Source organism: Novosphingobium sp. BL-S-34 (assembly GCF_056857015.1).
In genome coordinates this window covers 1,340,491-1,354,116 of record NZ_CM166472.1, presented here as the reverse complement: position 1 = coordinate 1,354,116, position 13,626 = coordinate 1,340,491, and the positions used below count along the sequence as shown (strand labels likewise).

Genomic DNA, 13,626 nt, shown 5'->3' with positions numbered 1-13,626 from the left:
TGAACAGCTTGGCGGCTGTTCGTACGAGCGTGGATTGGCGTCCACCGCTTGCCGACCTCTTATGTCGGGAGTGGGGCGCACATACAATACCCTTTTTTAAGGGAAAAACGCTCCACCTGTCTCACTGGCAGGCTTCGACCCTCCCGGCGCCAGGTCCGTTACCTGGCAAACCGGCTGTCGAAGGCCGTACCAGTGAAAGCCAAAACCATGCAGCACCTTAGTGCCGAGCAGGATAAGAACGTGCGTCGGATCGGCGCGTCGTGCGAAGAACTCAACTCTTTGGGGGACCGGATCCGCTATCTTACGGAATCGATCGAAGAGGCTTCAGACCACATCGAGACCGGCGATAAAGCCCAGCTCGATTCCATGAACAAGATGTTGGTCTATACGGCGATGATCCGTGAGACCTCGGCGCAGATCGTATTCCTCGCAAGCCGCTCCGCTCGCGATGCTCTCCACATTCAGAATGATCGTGGAGGCGCCAATGCTTGACGTCGAAACCCAGCAGGGCCTGCACTCCTTGGCGTTGGAAATCCAATCCCGATTGCAGCGTATCGTCGAAATGGCACGCATCATCGAGCGCGATAGCGCTGACCTGCCGCTTGATAGCGAGCCCGGCCGCTTCCGGGTTTGCGCGGAAGTCATTTGGGAGGCTGCCGAGGCAGCGATCGAGGAAGCTGAAAAGGTCGAGTCTGCATGCGCCCGAGCTTTTTGCCGCTCCTGTGGGGAGGCGGCCGATGCTTGAGCTGAAGGTTCAGACCAGCCGCCGACGGTACGTGGCCCCCGGCGATCTTGTTCGCGTCCTGGGCGCCGAGCGCGCCCTCGCGGAACTAGGGGACATGGTGGAGGCCCTTATCGCGCAGATTGACTTACTCGCGGGCGATCCAGATCTGGAGGAAACTGACGCGGAGGATTCGTTCGCCCCTCCGGCCGACGCCTTGGATCGCGCCGCTGGTGCAGGCTGCCCCATTTCTGATGGGGCGGGTGATGTTTCGTGGAACGAGTGGCACACCCGCCGCGGGCGCACCGCTGCGGGCTATCCTCACGAGCTAATCGGCGCCCGCCCCCACGGTGACCATGCCTATGAGGACGACGAAGAGGACGACCCTCATGGCCAGTGCGATGAAGATGGCTTGAATACCGGCCTATGCGCGCTGCGGGCTGGGCTACCAGGCTGTGAGATCAGCGATCCGGACTATGGCGTTGACGATCGAGGGTGCGATGATCCTGACGGCTTGCCGCTGCCTATTCTGTCGTGGGGCGAGGACCAGACTGAGCCCCTCTCGATCGACCCGGGTGCCGACAGGCGCATCCTCCAGCACCATCGCGACTTCATCCGGGCCAAGTCCTATGCGGCAGTACCTTCCCGCCTGCGGGGCTATCCGCCGGCCTATGCGGAAGCCGTCCCGGGAAATGTCGGAGCGCTTACGGCCGTCACGGTGAGTCGTGTTCCGGTGGCCAACGAAACACAGCGTATATGATCGTGACAGCCCCATAGGTTCTGGGCCATGATCAAGGCGACGGGATAGGAGGCATCCGACAAGCGCGACACTCCGACGCGCTTCCCGTCGTCACTTCGGAGCCGCTTGGAGGGCGGAATGGATATCGAGGCAAACCAAGGGGCCGGGTTGGACTCAACCGCGGCCAGTGCGCGGGGAAAAGAGCTTGATCGCCTGGAACTGGCGCAAGACCTGCGCGAAGCTCGCTCTTTAAGGGTAGAGCTATCTTTGGAAGGGCACGGTTCTCTGACCTTAGCCCAGACATATTCCGAGATCATTGCCGTTCTCAGATCAGATGAGCCAATGCCTCAGAGCCTTAGGGAGTCGATCGCTGGCGCCTTGGAACGCGGGCAGATCAACGCGCCTGGCGTTAGGCTTAGGATTGAGGGACCACCGTCCTACTTCAAAGCCTTATCATCCAAAGAAAGTGATGATCGGCTACTTGAAGCGGGCCTCTATATCGCACAGCAGCACATCAAGGGTCGGCCCTACAGTGCTATTTACAATGACCTCCCCGAGATGTTCGGCAGAAACGACGCGGCTGACTTTGCGAAACGGGCGCGAAAAATATACGCGGAACTGCGAGACTTCATAGAAAGCAATCGAGATGAAGTAATAGTATTTTCCGTTTCGGAAGAGCTTCACGGCTATGAAACGAACATGCATGATTACGATATGTTCGCTTATGCCCGTTCCCTGTTCCTTGAGGCTCGGCACGGGTTTGTTGAGCTTGACGAGCAGCAGACTGATACCTGATCAGTTGATCATAGCCCACAAACAAGCATGTTTCTGCCAACTCGTGAACCTTGAGGTTTTGATCTAAAGAATTGGTAATCGAATAGTATGGGGAGCGCGGTACGTCTCCCCATTGCTTATTTCTGCCGGTTTCCCGGCCTCTTTTTTGAGCGCGATTGGTTTAGCACCGCTTCATAGGCTTTCATCATGTCGCCTTTTCTGGACATTCGCACACGGCCATCTTTGACACGGTGTTGCACCCGGGATTGAGGCCCAGGTTCGTCTCCGAGTTCGTTCAAGGCCGCTACGTCATACGTCCATCGCCCGAACACTTTTCGAGCGCCGGGAATTAGACCCGCAGCTGCCTTCTCTTGAAGAGTACGAGCTGAAAGGCCCGTGATGCCTGCGGCTTCAGCTGTCCTCACCCGCCTTGATGTCACGCAATTTTGGCTCCCGTAGCGCTGCCGACAACTTTCGGTCTAGTGAGGGAGAGGATGCGCTCAGCCCACTTGTCCAAGGCCTCGCGCTTTTCAACAGCCCAGTCGTGCTGCTGGTAAACGCCGGCGATGCCGCCGCGGCTGCCGCTGACGTGGTTCAGCACGGCCTCGGTCACTTCGAACCGGACGCCCAGCTTTTGAAAGCCGGTGGCGACCGTGCGGCGAATGTCATGCATGCGCCAGGCTGCCGGGGCGGTGCGCTGCATATCCTTCGCCTTCGCGGCCATGTCGGCATCGAGCCTCCGCTTTGCGCGCGAGTGACCGGAGATCGGCGTTTTACCTGTCACCGTGAAGACGAGGCCAGCCGAGGGCCAGGCGATTTTCTTGGCCTCCTTCGGCGCCGGGGCCAGCGCGTCCAGTTCGGACATGGCGGCATCGGAAAGCGGGACAAGGTGGGTGACGCCATTCTTCGTCCGCACGCCGGGGATCACCCAGGCTCGCGCCTTGCGGTCAAGTTCGCTCCAATCCATCTCGCCCACCTCGTCGACGCGTTGGCCAGTGAGGGTGAGCAGGCGGTAGCACGGGCCGAACGGATAGCCCTGCTTGTGGGTCGCAAGCCAGAACACTTGCAACTCGGGATCTGTCAGCACGCGATCGCGGCTTTCCGGCGCGGCTGGTGTTTCGAGGTGATCGAACGGGTTGTCGGTGATCAGCTTCTTGCGCTTGGCCCAGCGCCACAGGATGCGCGCGCTGGCGAAGGTGTTGCGCCGGGTTGCCATCTTCGAAGGCGCGATTTTGTCGATCGCCTTCGTCACGTCGTCATCTTCGATCTCGTCGATGCGCCGGTTGCCGAACTGCTTCTTGAGGAAGGCCATGGCGCTCTCCACCATAGCGATAGTGGACTCGCTCCGCACGCGCCCCTTGCGTGCGCCCTTCTGCCGTCGCTCGGTCTTGTAGGCCTCCAGCCAAGAATCGGCGACCACGCCGAACGCTCGATCGACAGCATCGCGCTTCGCCTTCTCAGCTGCCTTGGCTTGGGCCTTGTCGTTATCGAGAGGATCGGTTCCGGCGTCGACCATGCGGCGCAGCTCGCGGGCGCGCTCCCTGGCCGTCTCCACAGTCCAATCGCCATATTTGCCGACCTTGTAGCGCCGATCCGTCTTCGCCCCTCGCATCCTGTATTGGAAAACGAAGCCCTTACTGCCGGCGGGCGTGACCTTGAGCCCAAAGCCGGAGACCGCGCCCTTGCCGTCGTCCCAGAGGTAGAGGTCGGCGCCAAGCTTGTCGGTGCGCGGCACTGCCGCATCGACCACTGTCTTCGTCAATCTTACGCTCGGCATCGGCCCTTACCTCCATTTGGTAAGTGTCGCAGTAAGTCAGTAAGTGGGGAGCATCAAGCACAAACGGGATCGTGCGGGAACATGTCTATCGCCAAAGCAGCGGATTTAAGCCATTTTTCGTGTTGACGGTTGGAGGCGCGGGATTTAGCGGGAACTTGCGTCGCCTGACTTTTAATCAGTAGGTCGCTGGTTCGAACCCAGCAGGGCTCACCACCGTTTTTGCCGCTTTCCGGACATTCCGGCGGCTTTCCAGGTCGCTGCTCTTCGCCTCGGTGCTGCCTTGCGGCGCCCCTGCGATCGAGCGCGATATATCGTTCTTTTTCGGAACTCTCCGGCATTTGTGCGTTAGATTCATAACGGCCAGAAAAGGAGAGAGCGATGTCGATCGGCGTGGAACAGAAGAGGCTGCATCAGGACCTCAAGAATGTGGGGCTTCGTGCGCAGGCGACGGCGGCGGGGCTGGTGCAGCTTTGCAAGGAGCTGCAGGCCGTGGGCGTGCTGGGCGATGCCGCCGTCAGCCGCGTCAAGGAAGCGATCGCCAACGAAATCGCTCTCACCGCGCCGCGGCCGATCCTGCGAGAGGATTTTCGCCGGGATGTCTGCGCGCGTCTGGACGCGATTTTCTCCGGCGCGGAGAAGCTCGGTCCCGCCGAGGAAATGCCCTTCGCGCAGCAGCGGATGGAGTAACGGCCCGGTCTGGGTGGCTCCAGACGGGCAGCGGTCTCCCGCGCATTCAGGGAGACTTTGCGGCAGTGCGATCTCGCAACTGCGAGATTTATTTTTGCGCGCAGGAACAAAGACATCGCCAATGACTTAAGTCACTGCCGGGCGCAGTTGCGAACCCTATCCCGCACCCACGGGATGCGCGCGCGGCAATTTAGGAACGCTTCCCGTCGGTCGCCATCGTGCACTTTCGGAATGCATTTCGGACTGGACCCAATCCTTCGGGCCCCGCGGATTTTCCGTGGGGCCTTTCTTTTTGCCCGAGGGCAGCGGGATCAGAGCGCCCGAGGGCACTGGGATCAGAGCGCCCGGGAGCGCCGGGATCAGAGTGCGGTGGGGCGCTTGCCTTCGGGATTGCCGAGGTGTTCGATCTGCGCTTCGGTCAGGTTTTCGCTGAAGGCGGGCGAGAGCTTGCGCTCCAGGCGGCGGCACATGTCCGAATGGGCGATCAATGCGCGTGCCGTCTCGCGCAGGGTGGCATAGTCCAGCGGCGCTTCGCCGGAGATCCATTCGCGCACGTCGCGTTCGGCGATGCCGAGGTGCCGGGCCAGCGCGCGCTGGCCGCCAAGGGCGTCGACGGCCTGTGAGAAGATGGCGAGTTGGATATCGGAGGCTTGCGGCATGTGGGGAGGCATGGGCGTAATCGGCGCCGTGCGCAAGCGGCGCCGGGCCGGTCAGGCCTCGCTACCGACAGGTTTCGTACCGGCCCCGGAATTCCCGGGCTCTCCAGAGGCTGCGCCGGTGCCCGCGGTGAGCGTGGTGCCGATCGTGGCGCCGACGATCGCGGCAATGCCCAGCCACTTGGCCAGGGGCAGCACTTCGCCCAGCAGCAGGGCGCCGGTCAGCGCGCCTACGGCCGGTTCGCCGCTGGTGAGGATGCCGAAGCTCTTGGTCGGCAGGCGGCGCAGCGCGAACATCTCCAGGGAATAGGGGATGGCGCTGGAGAAGATCGCCACGACCAGCGCTATGGCCAGGACATGCGGCTGGATCATGGCCATGCCGGCCTGGGCGATGCCAAAAGGCAGGGCGACGAGCGCGGCCACGGTCATGCCGTAAGCCGGCGCGGCGGCGCCCAGGACCTCGCCCGCGCGCTTGCCCATGAGGATGTAGGCGCCCCAGAACACCCCGGCGGCCAGAGCGAGCAGCACGCCTGCAGGGTCGAGGGCATGGTCGATGGCCCGGGGGGCGGCGGCGGCGGCGGCCTCTGGCGAGGCGGAGATCGGCACCAGCAGCGCCAGGCCCGCGATGGCCAGCCCGATCCAGGCGAGGTCGATGCGGCGGCGCGAGGAGAACGTCGCCACGGCCAGCGGGCCGGTGAACTCGGTGGCGAGGGCGATGCCGAGCGGGATGCGCTGGATCGCGAAGTAGAACAGCATGTTCATGCAGCCCAGCGCCAATCCATAGGGCAGGGCGGCGCGGAGCATCTGCCGGTCCAGCGGCTTTCGCCAGACGCGGAACACGCCGCAGAGGATGGCCGCCGCCAGCGCCAGGCGCAGCGCCGTCGTGCCGGCCGGGCCGGTCACCGGGAAGAGCGACTTGGCCACCGAGGCGCCCCAGCAGATCGAGACCATGGCCGTCGCCACCGCGGCAAGCGGCGCGAAGTCATTGGAGGAGGAACGCGTTGCTATGCGGCGAATGACCATGGAACCCTCGGCTGGAATCGGCGATGCTTTTATCCGGGGACGGCGATAAAAGCGGTCTATGATTGCCGCGCGGCGATAATATTTATCGGAGATCAGCCCCATGCCCGATGCGTTCGACTTGCGCATCCTTACCGAGCTTCAGCGCGACGCGCGGATTTCCATGCCGGATCTCTCCGAGGCGGTCGGGCTTTCCGCTCCCGCCTGCTATCGCCGCGTCAGGACGCTGCGCGAGCAAGGCGCGATCGAGCGGGAAATGGCGCTGGTCTCGCCCCGGACGATGGGCTGGCTGGTGACGATGATCGTGCTGGTTTCTCTGGAGACCGACAAGGGCCGCGTGGTGGACGACCTGGTCGCCCGGCTTCGGCAGACCCGCGAGGTGATCGATGTCTGGTACGTCACCGGCGACCACGACCTGGTGCTGCAGGTGGCGGCGCAGGACATGGCGCATTACGATGCCTTCTCGCGCCGGGTGCTTCACGGCGAGGAACACGTCCGCGCGTTCAAGACGCTGGTGGTGATGCAGCATGCGAAACGCGCGGCGGCATTGCCGGCGGCCTAGGACGGAACCGGCCGGCGAGGCACGAGGGTCGCTGTCCGCTTTCGCAGCAGACTGCCGGCAGCGATTGACGCGCCGGGGATTTGTCCCAAGGGTTCGCGAATTGGTTGGAGAGACTCGAGAATGAAATCCGTAAAGCTGGCCTGCGTCTTCCTGATCGCTCCGCTTGGCCTGTTCCCCGTTGCCGCGAACGCCAGTTTCTACACCGGCGACGACCTCTATGCGGCCTGCATGACCGAGCGCGGCAGCAATACCTATGTCGAGAAGAGCTACGAATGCATCGCCTATATCACTGGCGCCGTCGATGCCTTCAACACCACGCGCAAGACCAACAAGCTCGACAGCTGCCTGCCGGCGGACGTGACCATCGGCCAGCTGAAGGAAGTCACCATGGACTACCTGGCGCGCAACCCGAACGACCGGAAGGGCTCGGCGTCGGAGCAGGTCTTCAAGGCCACCCGCAAGGCCTGGCCCTGCGCCTCGTCAACGAAAAGCGCGCCCCAGAAAAGCACTGGGAAGAAGAGCACGGGCAAGAAGACGACTACGAAGAAGAACCGCTAGGGGGCTTCTACGGCGACTCCAGCCGCTCGCGGTTGCGGCGGTGGAAGATGCGTTCGTGGAAGTACCACTGGTAGGGGTAGCGTTCGAGCAGGCGGTAGACGATCTCGGTGAAGACCAGCGTCACCGGGATCACCACGGAGAGGAACAGGGCCAGCGACAGTGCCCAGTGAGCGCTGAACAGGCCGAGGCGCACGAAAAGCAGGCGCGTCGTCAGGTACGTGTAGGGGTGAGCCAGGTAGAGGCTGTAGCTGACGGTGCCGAGGTAGAACGCCGAGGGCCGGTCGAGCAGGCGGCCGGTCACGCTGCCCGGGGCGATGGCCATGTAGAAATAGGCCGAAGTGAAGAACAGCATCGCGTAGTTACGCGGGTCGCCCATGTTCTTCAGCATGAAATCGTAGTGCTGGATCGAACCGAAATAGAGGCACCCGGCGAACGCCAGGGCCTCCAGCGCCGGGCGCCAGGCGGCGGGCGGGCGCAGGCCCCGCTCGTCGAGCAGTCTCGCGCCCATTCCGGTGAGGAAGAAGGCCATGGCCGGGAAACGGTAGACGAGGCCGGCCGCGGTCAGGGCCAGGAGCACGGTCAGCACACGGTCCCCGCGGCGCAGCGCGGTGTGCACCGTCAGGCAGGCCATCGCGTAGAACAGCACTTCGTAGCTGAGGCTCCAGGCATTGGGCGTGAGCTGCTCGGTATGGGTGAGCAGGTTGACCAGCAGCAGCGCCGGCACGATCGATTCCAGCGTGTTCAGTTCGGGCATGGTGCCCGTCGCCGCGTTCACCGCGATGAACAGCAGCGAGAAGGCCAGGAACAGCGGATAGAGGCGGAAGAATCGCCGCAGCGCGAATTCGCGCGCGGAATAGCGCATGACGCTGGGCAGGATCACGTAGCCGCTGATGACGAAGAACAGCCAGACGCCCCAGCGGCCGAAGTTCCACGGTGCCTCGGTAACGGCCAGGTAGGCGGCGTCGTGCGGGTAGATGTTCTCGCCCAGGCCGCCCAGGACATGGGCAAGGAAGACCATCATCGCCGCGACGCCGCGCAGGCCGTGGACGGTGGGGTTGAAGCCTGCGCCGGATCGGGACGCCCTGCCGTCACCCGTCCTTGCGGCATCGGCCGCAGGCGCGGGCGGCCCGCCCGGCTCGCGCTCGAGCGGGAGGGCAGTGGCGCAGCTCTGGGTCACAAGGATGTCATGCCGTGCGCGACCCGCCTGTGTGATTGTGCGCCTGGCCGTGAGCGTGGAGGGCGGCGCGCGAGCGCTTGGTCTTGCGCGGGACGCCGGCGGCCGTCGCGCCCCTGATGCCGGGTTCCAGCATCGGCGCGGCCGGACTGGGCAGGCTGTAGCCGAAGCGGCGCAAGTCGTAGCCGGTCATGCGCTGAAGCTGCTGGTTGCTTTCCGCATAGCGCTCTCCGACCGACTGCTCGATCTGGCGCATCAGGCGGCGGCGGAGCGGCTTGTCGAACATGGCGGTGAAGGCGAAGATCGGGCGGAGCTTGCGGTAGTAACGGTCGAACGGGGGGAACACCACCGGCGCCTGGGGCGAAAGCTGGTTCCGGTTGAACAGGGCGTTGAGCGGACGGCGCAGGGCCTGCATGAGGATCGGCATGCCCTCGTTGGCGGGGGCGCCGAAGATGTCGTGCGGGATCAGCGAGGCGTCGTGCTCGCAGAACTGCGAGATCTCGCGCGCGACGCGCGACGCGTCGTTGCGCAGGGCCTCGTAAGGCAGCACCAGCACGTTTTCGGGGCCGAAGAGCTGGCGGTAATATTCGATGCACTGGACATAGGCGAAGGAGCGGAAGTCGAAGTCCGGCTTGCGCGAGAGGGTCCATTGCAGCGGGGTGGTCAGCCGGCGGAACGAGAGCGAGCCGCCGTCGCTGATATATTGCAGGTAGTACGAGAAGATCATCGAGCGCTGCTCGCGCACGAAGACCAGGATCCGGGCGTTGGGCAGGCAGTTCTTGATGCGGTCGGCTATCAGCTTGGCGTCGTATCCGCCCGAGGCGGGATAGCCGGACAGCCGCTCGTGCGAGACTACCAGGGTATTGCCGCGCGCCTGCGCCTCGCGGCTGCGGCGGCGATAGCTCTCGATCCGGTGGGGAGAGAGGTCGTCGAAGGCGCCCTGTTTCACGAAGTCCAGCTGGATGTGATAGCGATCGTTCTCCAGCCGCTCGAAGCCGAGTTCGCGCCGCGAGAACAGGGCGTTCTGGAGCAGCGTTGAAGCAGTCTTGTGGAATCCGATATGGACAAGTGGTCTTGTACCCGGCTCCTTCACGTCGCGCTCCCTGGCTCCTCCGCGCGTGCATGCCGGGGAAGGTCAGGCCGCGAGGACATCGTTTGTCACGTTCAGGACAACACCTTGAACACAAACGAGAGACCATGCCGGGGCGGGTCGGGTCAATTGCCATGAATCGCCCGGATGGTCCTCCGAAAGTCTAGGGTGGATCGATATATACAGCCGGTTCCGGCGCGTTTCCGCGCTCGAGCCGCGCCCCTGCGATGCGGGATCGCCGGTTTCCTGCGAGGGGTTAATCCCTTGGGTCGCGGTTCGGCCCCAATGACCGGGCGCGCTATGCTTCCGGGTGATTGTCGGCCCGCCCGGCGATGCCCAACCTTGCGGCGGAACCCGTCGCAACAGGAAGCCGCTCTTGAACCCACCAGATCCCGCACTCGCTGCCGCCAACGTCACCGGACCTGTCCTGGTCACGGGCGTGGCCGGCTTCATCGGCCATGCCGTGGCGCACCGCCTGCTCGACCGGGGCGAGCAGGTGATCGGGCTCGACGTGGTCAACGACTACTACGACCCCGCGCTCAAGCATGCGCGCCTCGCCACGTTTGAGGGCCTGCCCGAGTTCGAGTTCCACCGCCTGGACGTGGCCGATGCCGCCGCCGTGGCCGCGCTGGTCCGCAGCCGGGGTGTGCGCCGGGTGGTCCATCTCGCCGCGCAGGCCGGGGTGCGCTACAGCATCGAGAACCCCTTCGCCTATGAGCGCTCCAACCTGGCCGGCCATCTCGCCGTGCTGGAGGCCTGCCGCCATGCGGAAGGCTTCGAGCATCTGGTCTATGCCTCCTCCAGCTCGGTCTACGGCGAGCGGCCGCTGGCCGGGCCGGACGGCCAGGCCTGTCAGGAAGGGGGCGCGGGCGGCTTCTCCGAGGACGATCCGGCCACGGAGCCGGTATCGCTCTATGCCGCCACCAAGCGGTCTTGCGAGCTGATGAGCCAGTCCTACGCCAGCCTCTACGGGCTGCCGCAGACCGGGCTGCGTTTCTTCACGGTCTATGGACCCTGGGGCCGCCCCGACATGGCCTACTTCGGCTTCACGCGGAAGATCTTCGCCGGAGAGCCGATCGAGGTCTATGGCGAGGGCCGGATGGCGCGGGACTTCACGTATATCGACGACATCGTCGACGGTGTGCTGGGCGCGCTCGACAATGTGCCGGGCGCTGGCGGCGCGAAGGCGCGGGCGCACCGGGTGCTCAACATCGGCGACAGTCGCCCGGTGGGGCTGATGGACATGATCGAGGCGCTGGAAGCGGCGCTCGGCCGCAAGGCGCAGAAGATCATGCGGCCGATGCAGCCGGGGGACGTCACCGCCACATATGCCGACGTGAGCAAGCTGCAGGCGATCTGCGGCTACCACCCGCGCGTCATGCTGGAAGAAGGGCTGCAACGCTTCGCCGACTGGTATCGCCAGTTCTACGACGTGGAATCGCTGCAGTCTCAGGAGGCGGAGTGACCGATATTCCGCGCAAACGCCGGCCGCTGGATCGGCCCACACTGGACAGGCCCCCACTGGACAGGTCGGCGCTGGCGCGCGAGGCGGCGACGCTGGCGCGCTTCGTGCTGGTGGGGCTGGCCAATACGGCGATCGGCTACGGCCTGATCCTGGGCTGGCTGCGGGCGGGGCTGGGCGACTATGCGGCCAACCTGGCGGGCTTCGCCATGGGCCTGCCGATCTCCTACGCCCTTCACCGGCACCTCACCTTCCGCGCCCGCCACCGCGCCTCCACGGCCGAGGCCCTGCGCTACGGCGCGGCGTTTCTGGTGTCCTATGCCGCGAACCTGGGGGTGATCGCGCTGGGCCGCGCGGCGGGCTTCGAGCGCAGCGCCCTGGTGCAGGGCCTGGCGATCTGCACTTATGCGGGTGTGCTCTTCGTGCTCACCCGCATCACTGTCTTTCGCGCGCAACCAGCGAGATCACTTCGGGAAAGTTGATCTTCTGCTCGACGATCGGCCGGGTGCCCGGCTTGGCCTGGAGGAACAGGCGGCCGACATATTCGCCCAGGATGCCCATGAAGACCGCGTTGATCGAGATCGACATGAGCAGCAGGATCGTGGTCGTGGCGAAACCGGCGGGCCAGGCCTGGCCCAGGAACACCCGCCCGACGAGGTAGATGAAGGTCAGCACCATGCTGAGCACGCCGATCACGATCCCCGAGATCGAGGCGATCCGCAGCGGCATCAGCGAGTGGTTGAGCACCCCGTCCACCGCCAGCGAGATCATCGACTTGAGCGGGAACTTGCTCTCTCCGGCGATACGGTCGCCGCGGTCGTATTCGAGGCCCACCTGGGAGAAGCCCATCGCGCTGATCAGCCCGCGCAGATAGGGCGAGGCGTCCTCCACCTTGTTCAGTTCCACCAGGATGCGGCGGTCGACCAGGCGGAATTCCCCGGCGTTGACGGGAAGGTCGTCGTCGCTGGTCCAGGAAATGAAGCGGTAGAAGGCGCGGCGCAGCGTCGCGATGACGAAGCCGTCCTTGAGCGAGCGGCGGATGCCGTAGACCACCTGGTGGCCCACCCGCCACAGCCCCAGCATCTCGGGGATCAGTTCGGGCGGATCCTGGAGGTCGCAATCGAGCTGGATCGAACAGGCGCCGGTGGCGGCCTTGTAGGCGCAGAGCAGCGAGCGCTGGTAGCCGTAATTGCGCGAGAAGCGGATGACCTTGAGCGCCGGGTCCTTGCGGGCGAGGTCTTCCAACAGCTCGAAAGTGCGGTCGGTGGAATGGTTGTCCGTGACGATGATCTCGTAGGCGTATTCGGGCAGCTTCTCGAAGACGCGCACGATCGCCTCGTAGCAGCGCACGACGTTGAGTTCCTCGTTGAAGGCGGGAACGAGGATGGAAACCAGGGTCTTCGGCTCGGCGTTCACGGATCTATCCTGCTTTCGTGCACATGAGTTGCTCGCCCGCGATGGTACGGGCGAGGCCTTCGTCGAGTTCGATGCGGCGGCGCCAGCCGAGCACGCCGGCGGCAAGGTCGGGACTGGAGCAAAGCTCCACGGGCGCGTCCTCGGGCTCGGCCCGCGGCAGGAAGTTCTCCGGGCAGCCGGTCATGGCCTCGATCCGGCAGGCGACCTCCTCCATCGTCGGCGCGTCGCCCGAGCAGATGTTCACGCAGTCCGGGACATCCCGCCCCGACGCTTGCCGGGCGATCTGCAGCAGCGCGTCGACCGCATCGTCGACATGGATCAGGTCGCGCCGGTCGGCGGGGCGGCGGATCGTCATCGGCTGGCGCGAGAGGCAGGCGTCGATCAGCGCGGGTATCAGGAAGCTGGGGGCCTGGCCCGGGCCGTAGCAGAGCGCCAGGCGCGCGGTGACGACCGGGAAGGGCAGGCGCGGGGCCAGCATGGCGATGGCCTCGGTGGTCGCCAGCATGCCCGCGCCATAAGGCGTGGAGGGCACCGCGCGGGCGTCTTCCTGGTAGGGCAGCGCGGCCCGGCCATATTCGGCGATGGTCCCTGCGCGCACCACCACTTCCGGGGGCCGGGGCAGCTCGGCCAGCGGCTGGAGCAAGTTGAGCGCGGGCTGGAGGTAGATGGCGTGGGAGGCGCGGGCCGCCGCGAAATCGGGCTGGGGCGGCAGGCGGGTCTCGGCCGCCAGGTGGAACACGCGCCGGGGCGCGATGCCGCGGATGCAGCGCCGGATCTCCAGCCGGTCCGACAAGTCGATGCGGTGGATCGTCAGGCGTTCGGCAAAGGGCGAGAGCCGCCCCAGCTCGGTGGAGGGGCGCACGATGGCATGGACGTCCCCGCCCTCATCGAGAAGGCGGCGGACGAGGTGCGCGCCGATGAAGCCGCCGGCACCTGTGAGCAGCGTTACGCCTTCGGCCACTTGGCGACCCTTCTACAAGAATTGCGGCC

Annotated in this window: 16 protein-coding genes and 1 tRNA gene; 10 read left to right on the top strand and 7 right to left on the bottom strand. The window is 64.9% G+C overall.

Annotation, left to right across the window (positions count from 1 at the left end; translation table 11 throughout):
• Nucleotides 1-192 precede the first annotated feature (192 nt).
• The 4 genes from AC1VV3_RS06360 to AC1VV3_RS06345 all read left to right on the top strand — a co-directional run bounded on the left by AC1VV3_RS06360 (nt 193) and on the right by AC1VV3_RS06345 (nt 2,255).
• The gene (locus tag AC1VV3_RS06360) at nt 193-492 is read left to right on the top strand and encodes a hypothetical protein (protein WP_482962045.1); all 300 of its coding nucleotides are present in this window, start codon (nt 193-195) and stop codon (nt 490-492) included.
• Nucleotides 485-745, top strand: coding sequence for a hypothetical protein (locus tag AC1VV3_RS06355; protein ID WP_482962044.1), 261 nt, complete (start codon nt 485-487; stop codon nt 743-745). Before AC1VV3_RS06360 ends, AC1VV3_RS06355 begins: the two co-directional genes overlap by 8 nt.
• Nucleotides 738-1,481, top strand: coding sequence for a hypothetical protein (locus AC1VV3_RS06350; RefSeq protein WP_482962043.1), 744 nt, complete (start codon nt 738-740; stop codon nt 1,479-1,481). The genes AC1VV3_RS06355 and AC1VV3_RS06350 overlap by 8 nt, the downstream gene beginning before the upstream one ends.
• A gap of 117 nt (nt 1,482-1,598) precedes the next feature.
• Nucleotides 1,599-2,255: a hypothetical protein gene (locus tag AC1VV3_RS06345; RefSeq protein WP_482962042.1), complete on the top strand. Its 657-nt coding sequence runs from the start codon at nt 1,599-1,601 to the stop codon at nt 2,253-2,255.
• A gap of 415 nt (nt 2,256-2,670) precedes the next feature.
• On the opposite strand, the gene AC1VV3_RS06340 is transcribed toward AC1VV3_RS06345, so the two are convergent.
• The gene (locus AC1VV3_RS06340; RefSeq protein ID WP_482962041.1) at nt 2,671-3,996 is read right to left on the bottom strand and encodes a tyrosine-type recombinase/integrase; all 1,326 of its coding nucleotides are present in this window, start codon (nt 3,994-3,996) and stop codon (nt 2,671-2,673) included.
• Nucleotides 3,997-4,150: 154 nt separating this feature from the next.
• On the opposite strand from AC1VV3_RS06340, the gene AC1VV3_RS06335 reads away from it, so the two are divergent.
• A tRNA-Ser gene (locus tag AC1VV3_RS06335) sits at nt 4,151-4,224 on the top strand.
• Nucleotides 4,225-4,389: 165 nt separating this feature from the next.
• Complete coding sequence (locus tag AC1VV3_RS06330) at nt 4,390-4,698, top strand: hypothetical protein (protein ID WP_132263874.1); 309 nt, start codon at nt 4,390-4,392, stop codon at nt 4,696-4,698.
• 359 nt (nt 4,699-5,057) lie between these two features.
• Here the strand turns inward: AC1VV3_RS06330 and AC1VV3_RS06325 are convergent, their stop codons facing one another.
• Nucleotides 5,058-5,357 carry a YdaS family helix-turn-helix protein gene (locus tag AC1VV3_RS06325; protein WP_132263872.1) on the bottom strand — a complete coding sequence of 100 codons (300 nt, stop codon included), beginning with the start codon at nt 5,355-5,357 and terminating at the stop codon, nt 5,058-5,060.
• Nucleotides 5,358-5,408: 51 nt separating this feature from the next.
• On the bottom strand, nt 5,409-6,377 hold the full coding sequence (locus tag AC1VV3_RS06320; RefSeq protein ID WP_431566667.1) for an EamA family transporter: 969 nt from the start codon (nt 6,375-6,377) through the stop codon (nt 5,409-5,411).
• Nucleotides 6,378-6,477: 100 nt separating this feature from the next.
• Between AC1VV3_RS06320 and AC1VV3_RS06315 the strand changes: the two genes are divergently transcribed.
• The gene (locus tag AC1VV3_RS06315) at nt 6,478-6,936 is read left to right on the top strand and encodes an Lrp/AsnC family transcriptional regulator (RefSeq protein ID WP_132263869.1); all 459 of its coding nucleotides are present in this window, start codon (nt 6,478-6,480) and stop codon (nt 6,934-6,936) included.
• 120 nt (nt 6,937-7,056) lie between these two features.
• On the top strand, nt 7,057-7,494 hold the full coding sequence (locus AC1VV3_RS06310; protein ID WP_431566668.1) for a Rap1a/Tai family immunity protein: 438 nt from the start codon (nt 7,057-7,059) through the stop codon (nt 7,492-7,494).
• 7 nt (nt 7,495-7,501) lie between these two features.
• Here the strand turns inward: AC1VV3_RS06310 and AC1VV3_RS06305 are convergent, their stop codons facing one another.
• Entirely contained in the window at nt 7,502-8,671 is a 1,170-nt protein-coding gene (locus tag AC1VV3_RS06305) for an acyltransferase family protein (RefSeq protein ID WP_431566669.1), read from the bottom strand.
• Nucleotides 8,672-8,678: 7 nt separating this feature from the next.
• Nucleotides 8,679-9,761 (bottom strand): hypothetical protein, encoded by a 1,083-nt coding sequence (locus tag AC1VV3_RS06300; RefSeq protein ID WP_132263863.1) that lies wholly within the window; start codon nt 9,759-9,761, stop codon nt 8,679-8,681.
• A 373-nt stretch (nt 9,762-10,134) separates the two neighbouring features.
• On the opposite strand from AC1VV3_RS06300, the gene AC1VV3_RS06295 reads away from it, so the two are divergent.
• Together AC1VV3_RS06295 and AC1VV3_RS06290 are read left to right on the top strand one after the other, a co-directional pair.
• A complete protein-coding gene (locus AC1VV3_RS06295; RefSeq protein WP_431566670.1) occupies nt 10,135-11,223 on the top strand; it encodes an NAD-dependent epimerase/dehydratase family protein in 1,089 nt (362 codons plus the stop codon).
• Nucleotides 11,220-11,702, top strand: a complete 483-nt coding sequence (locus AC1VV3_RS06290) for a GtrA family protein (RefSeq protein WP_431566671.1) — start codon at nt 11,220-11,222, stop codon at nt 11,700-11,702. The genes AC1VV3_RS06295 and AC1VV3_RS06290 overlap by 4 nt, the downstream gene beginning before the upstream one ends.
• Here the strand turns inward: AC1VV3_RS06290 and AC1VV3_RS06285 are convergent.
• Nucleotides 11,656-12,636, bottom strand: coding sequence for a glycosyltransferase family 2 protein (locus tag AC1VV3_RS06285; RefSeq protein ID WP_132263859.1), 981 nt, complete (start codon nt 12,634-12,636; stop codon nt 11,656-11,658). The genes AC1VV3_RS06290 and AC1VV3_RS06285 overlap by 47 nt on opposite strands.
• 4 nt (nt 12,637-12,640) lie before the next feature.
• Entirely contained in the window at nt 12,641-13,597 is a 957-nt protein-coding gene (locus AC1VV3_RS06280; protein WP_482962040.1) for an NAD-dependent epimerase/dehydratase family protein, read from the bottom strand.
• Nucleotides 13,598-13,626: the final 29 nt, after the last annotated feature.

What these genes read in the sequence shown, in the direction of transcription:
- AC1VV3_RS06345 (WP_482962042.1), top strand. Translation starts at nt 1,599, where the DNA reads ATGGATATCGAGGCAAACCAAGGGGCCGGGTTGGACTCAACCGCGGCC.
- AC1VV3_RS06315 (WP_132263869.1), top strand. Translation starts at nt 6,478, where the DNA reads ATGCCCGATGCGTTCGACTTGCGCATCCTTACCGAGCTTCAGCGCGAC.
- AC1VV3_RS06355 (WP_482962044.1), top strand. Translation starts at nt 485, where the DNA reads ATGCTTGACGTCGAAACCCAGCAGGGCCTGCACTCCTTGGCGTTGGAA.
- AC1VV3_RS06350 (WP_482962043.1), top strand. Translation starts at nt 738, where the DNA reads ATGCTTGAGCTGAAGGTTCAGACCAGCCGCCGACGGTACGTGGCCCCC.
- AC1VV3_RS06320 (WP_431566667.1), bottom strand. Translation starts at nt 6,377, where the DNA reads ATGGTCATTCGCCGCATAGCAACGCGTTCCTCCTCCAATGACTTCGCG.
- AC1VV3_RS06310 (WP_431566668.1), top strand. Translation starts at nt 7,057, where the DNA reads ATGAAATCCGTAAAGCTGGCCTGCGTCTTCCTGATCGCTCCGCTTGGC.
- AC1VV3_RS06330 (WP_132263874.1), top strand. Translation starts at nt 4,390, where the DNA reads ATGTCGATCGGCGTGGAACAGAAGAGGCTGCATCAGGACCTCAAGAAT.
- AC1VV3_RS06325 (WP_132263872.1), bottom strand. Translation starts at nt 5,357, where the DNA reads ATGCCGCAAGCCTCCGATATCCAACTCGCCATCTTCTCACAGGCCGTC.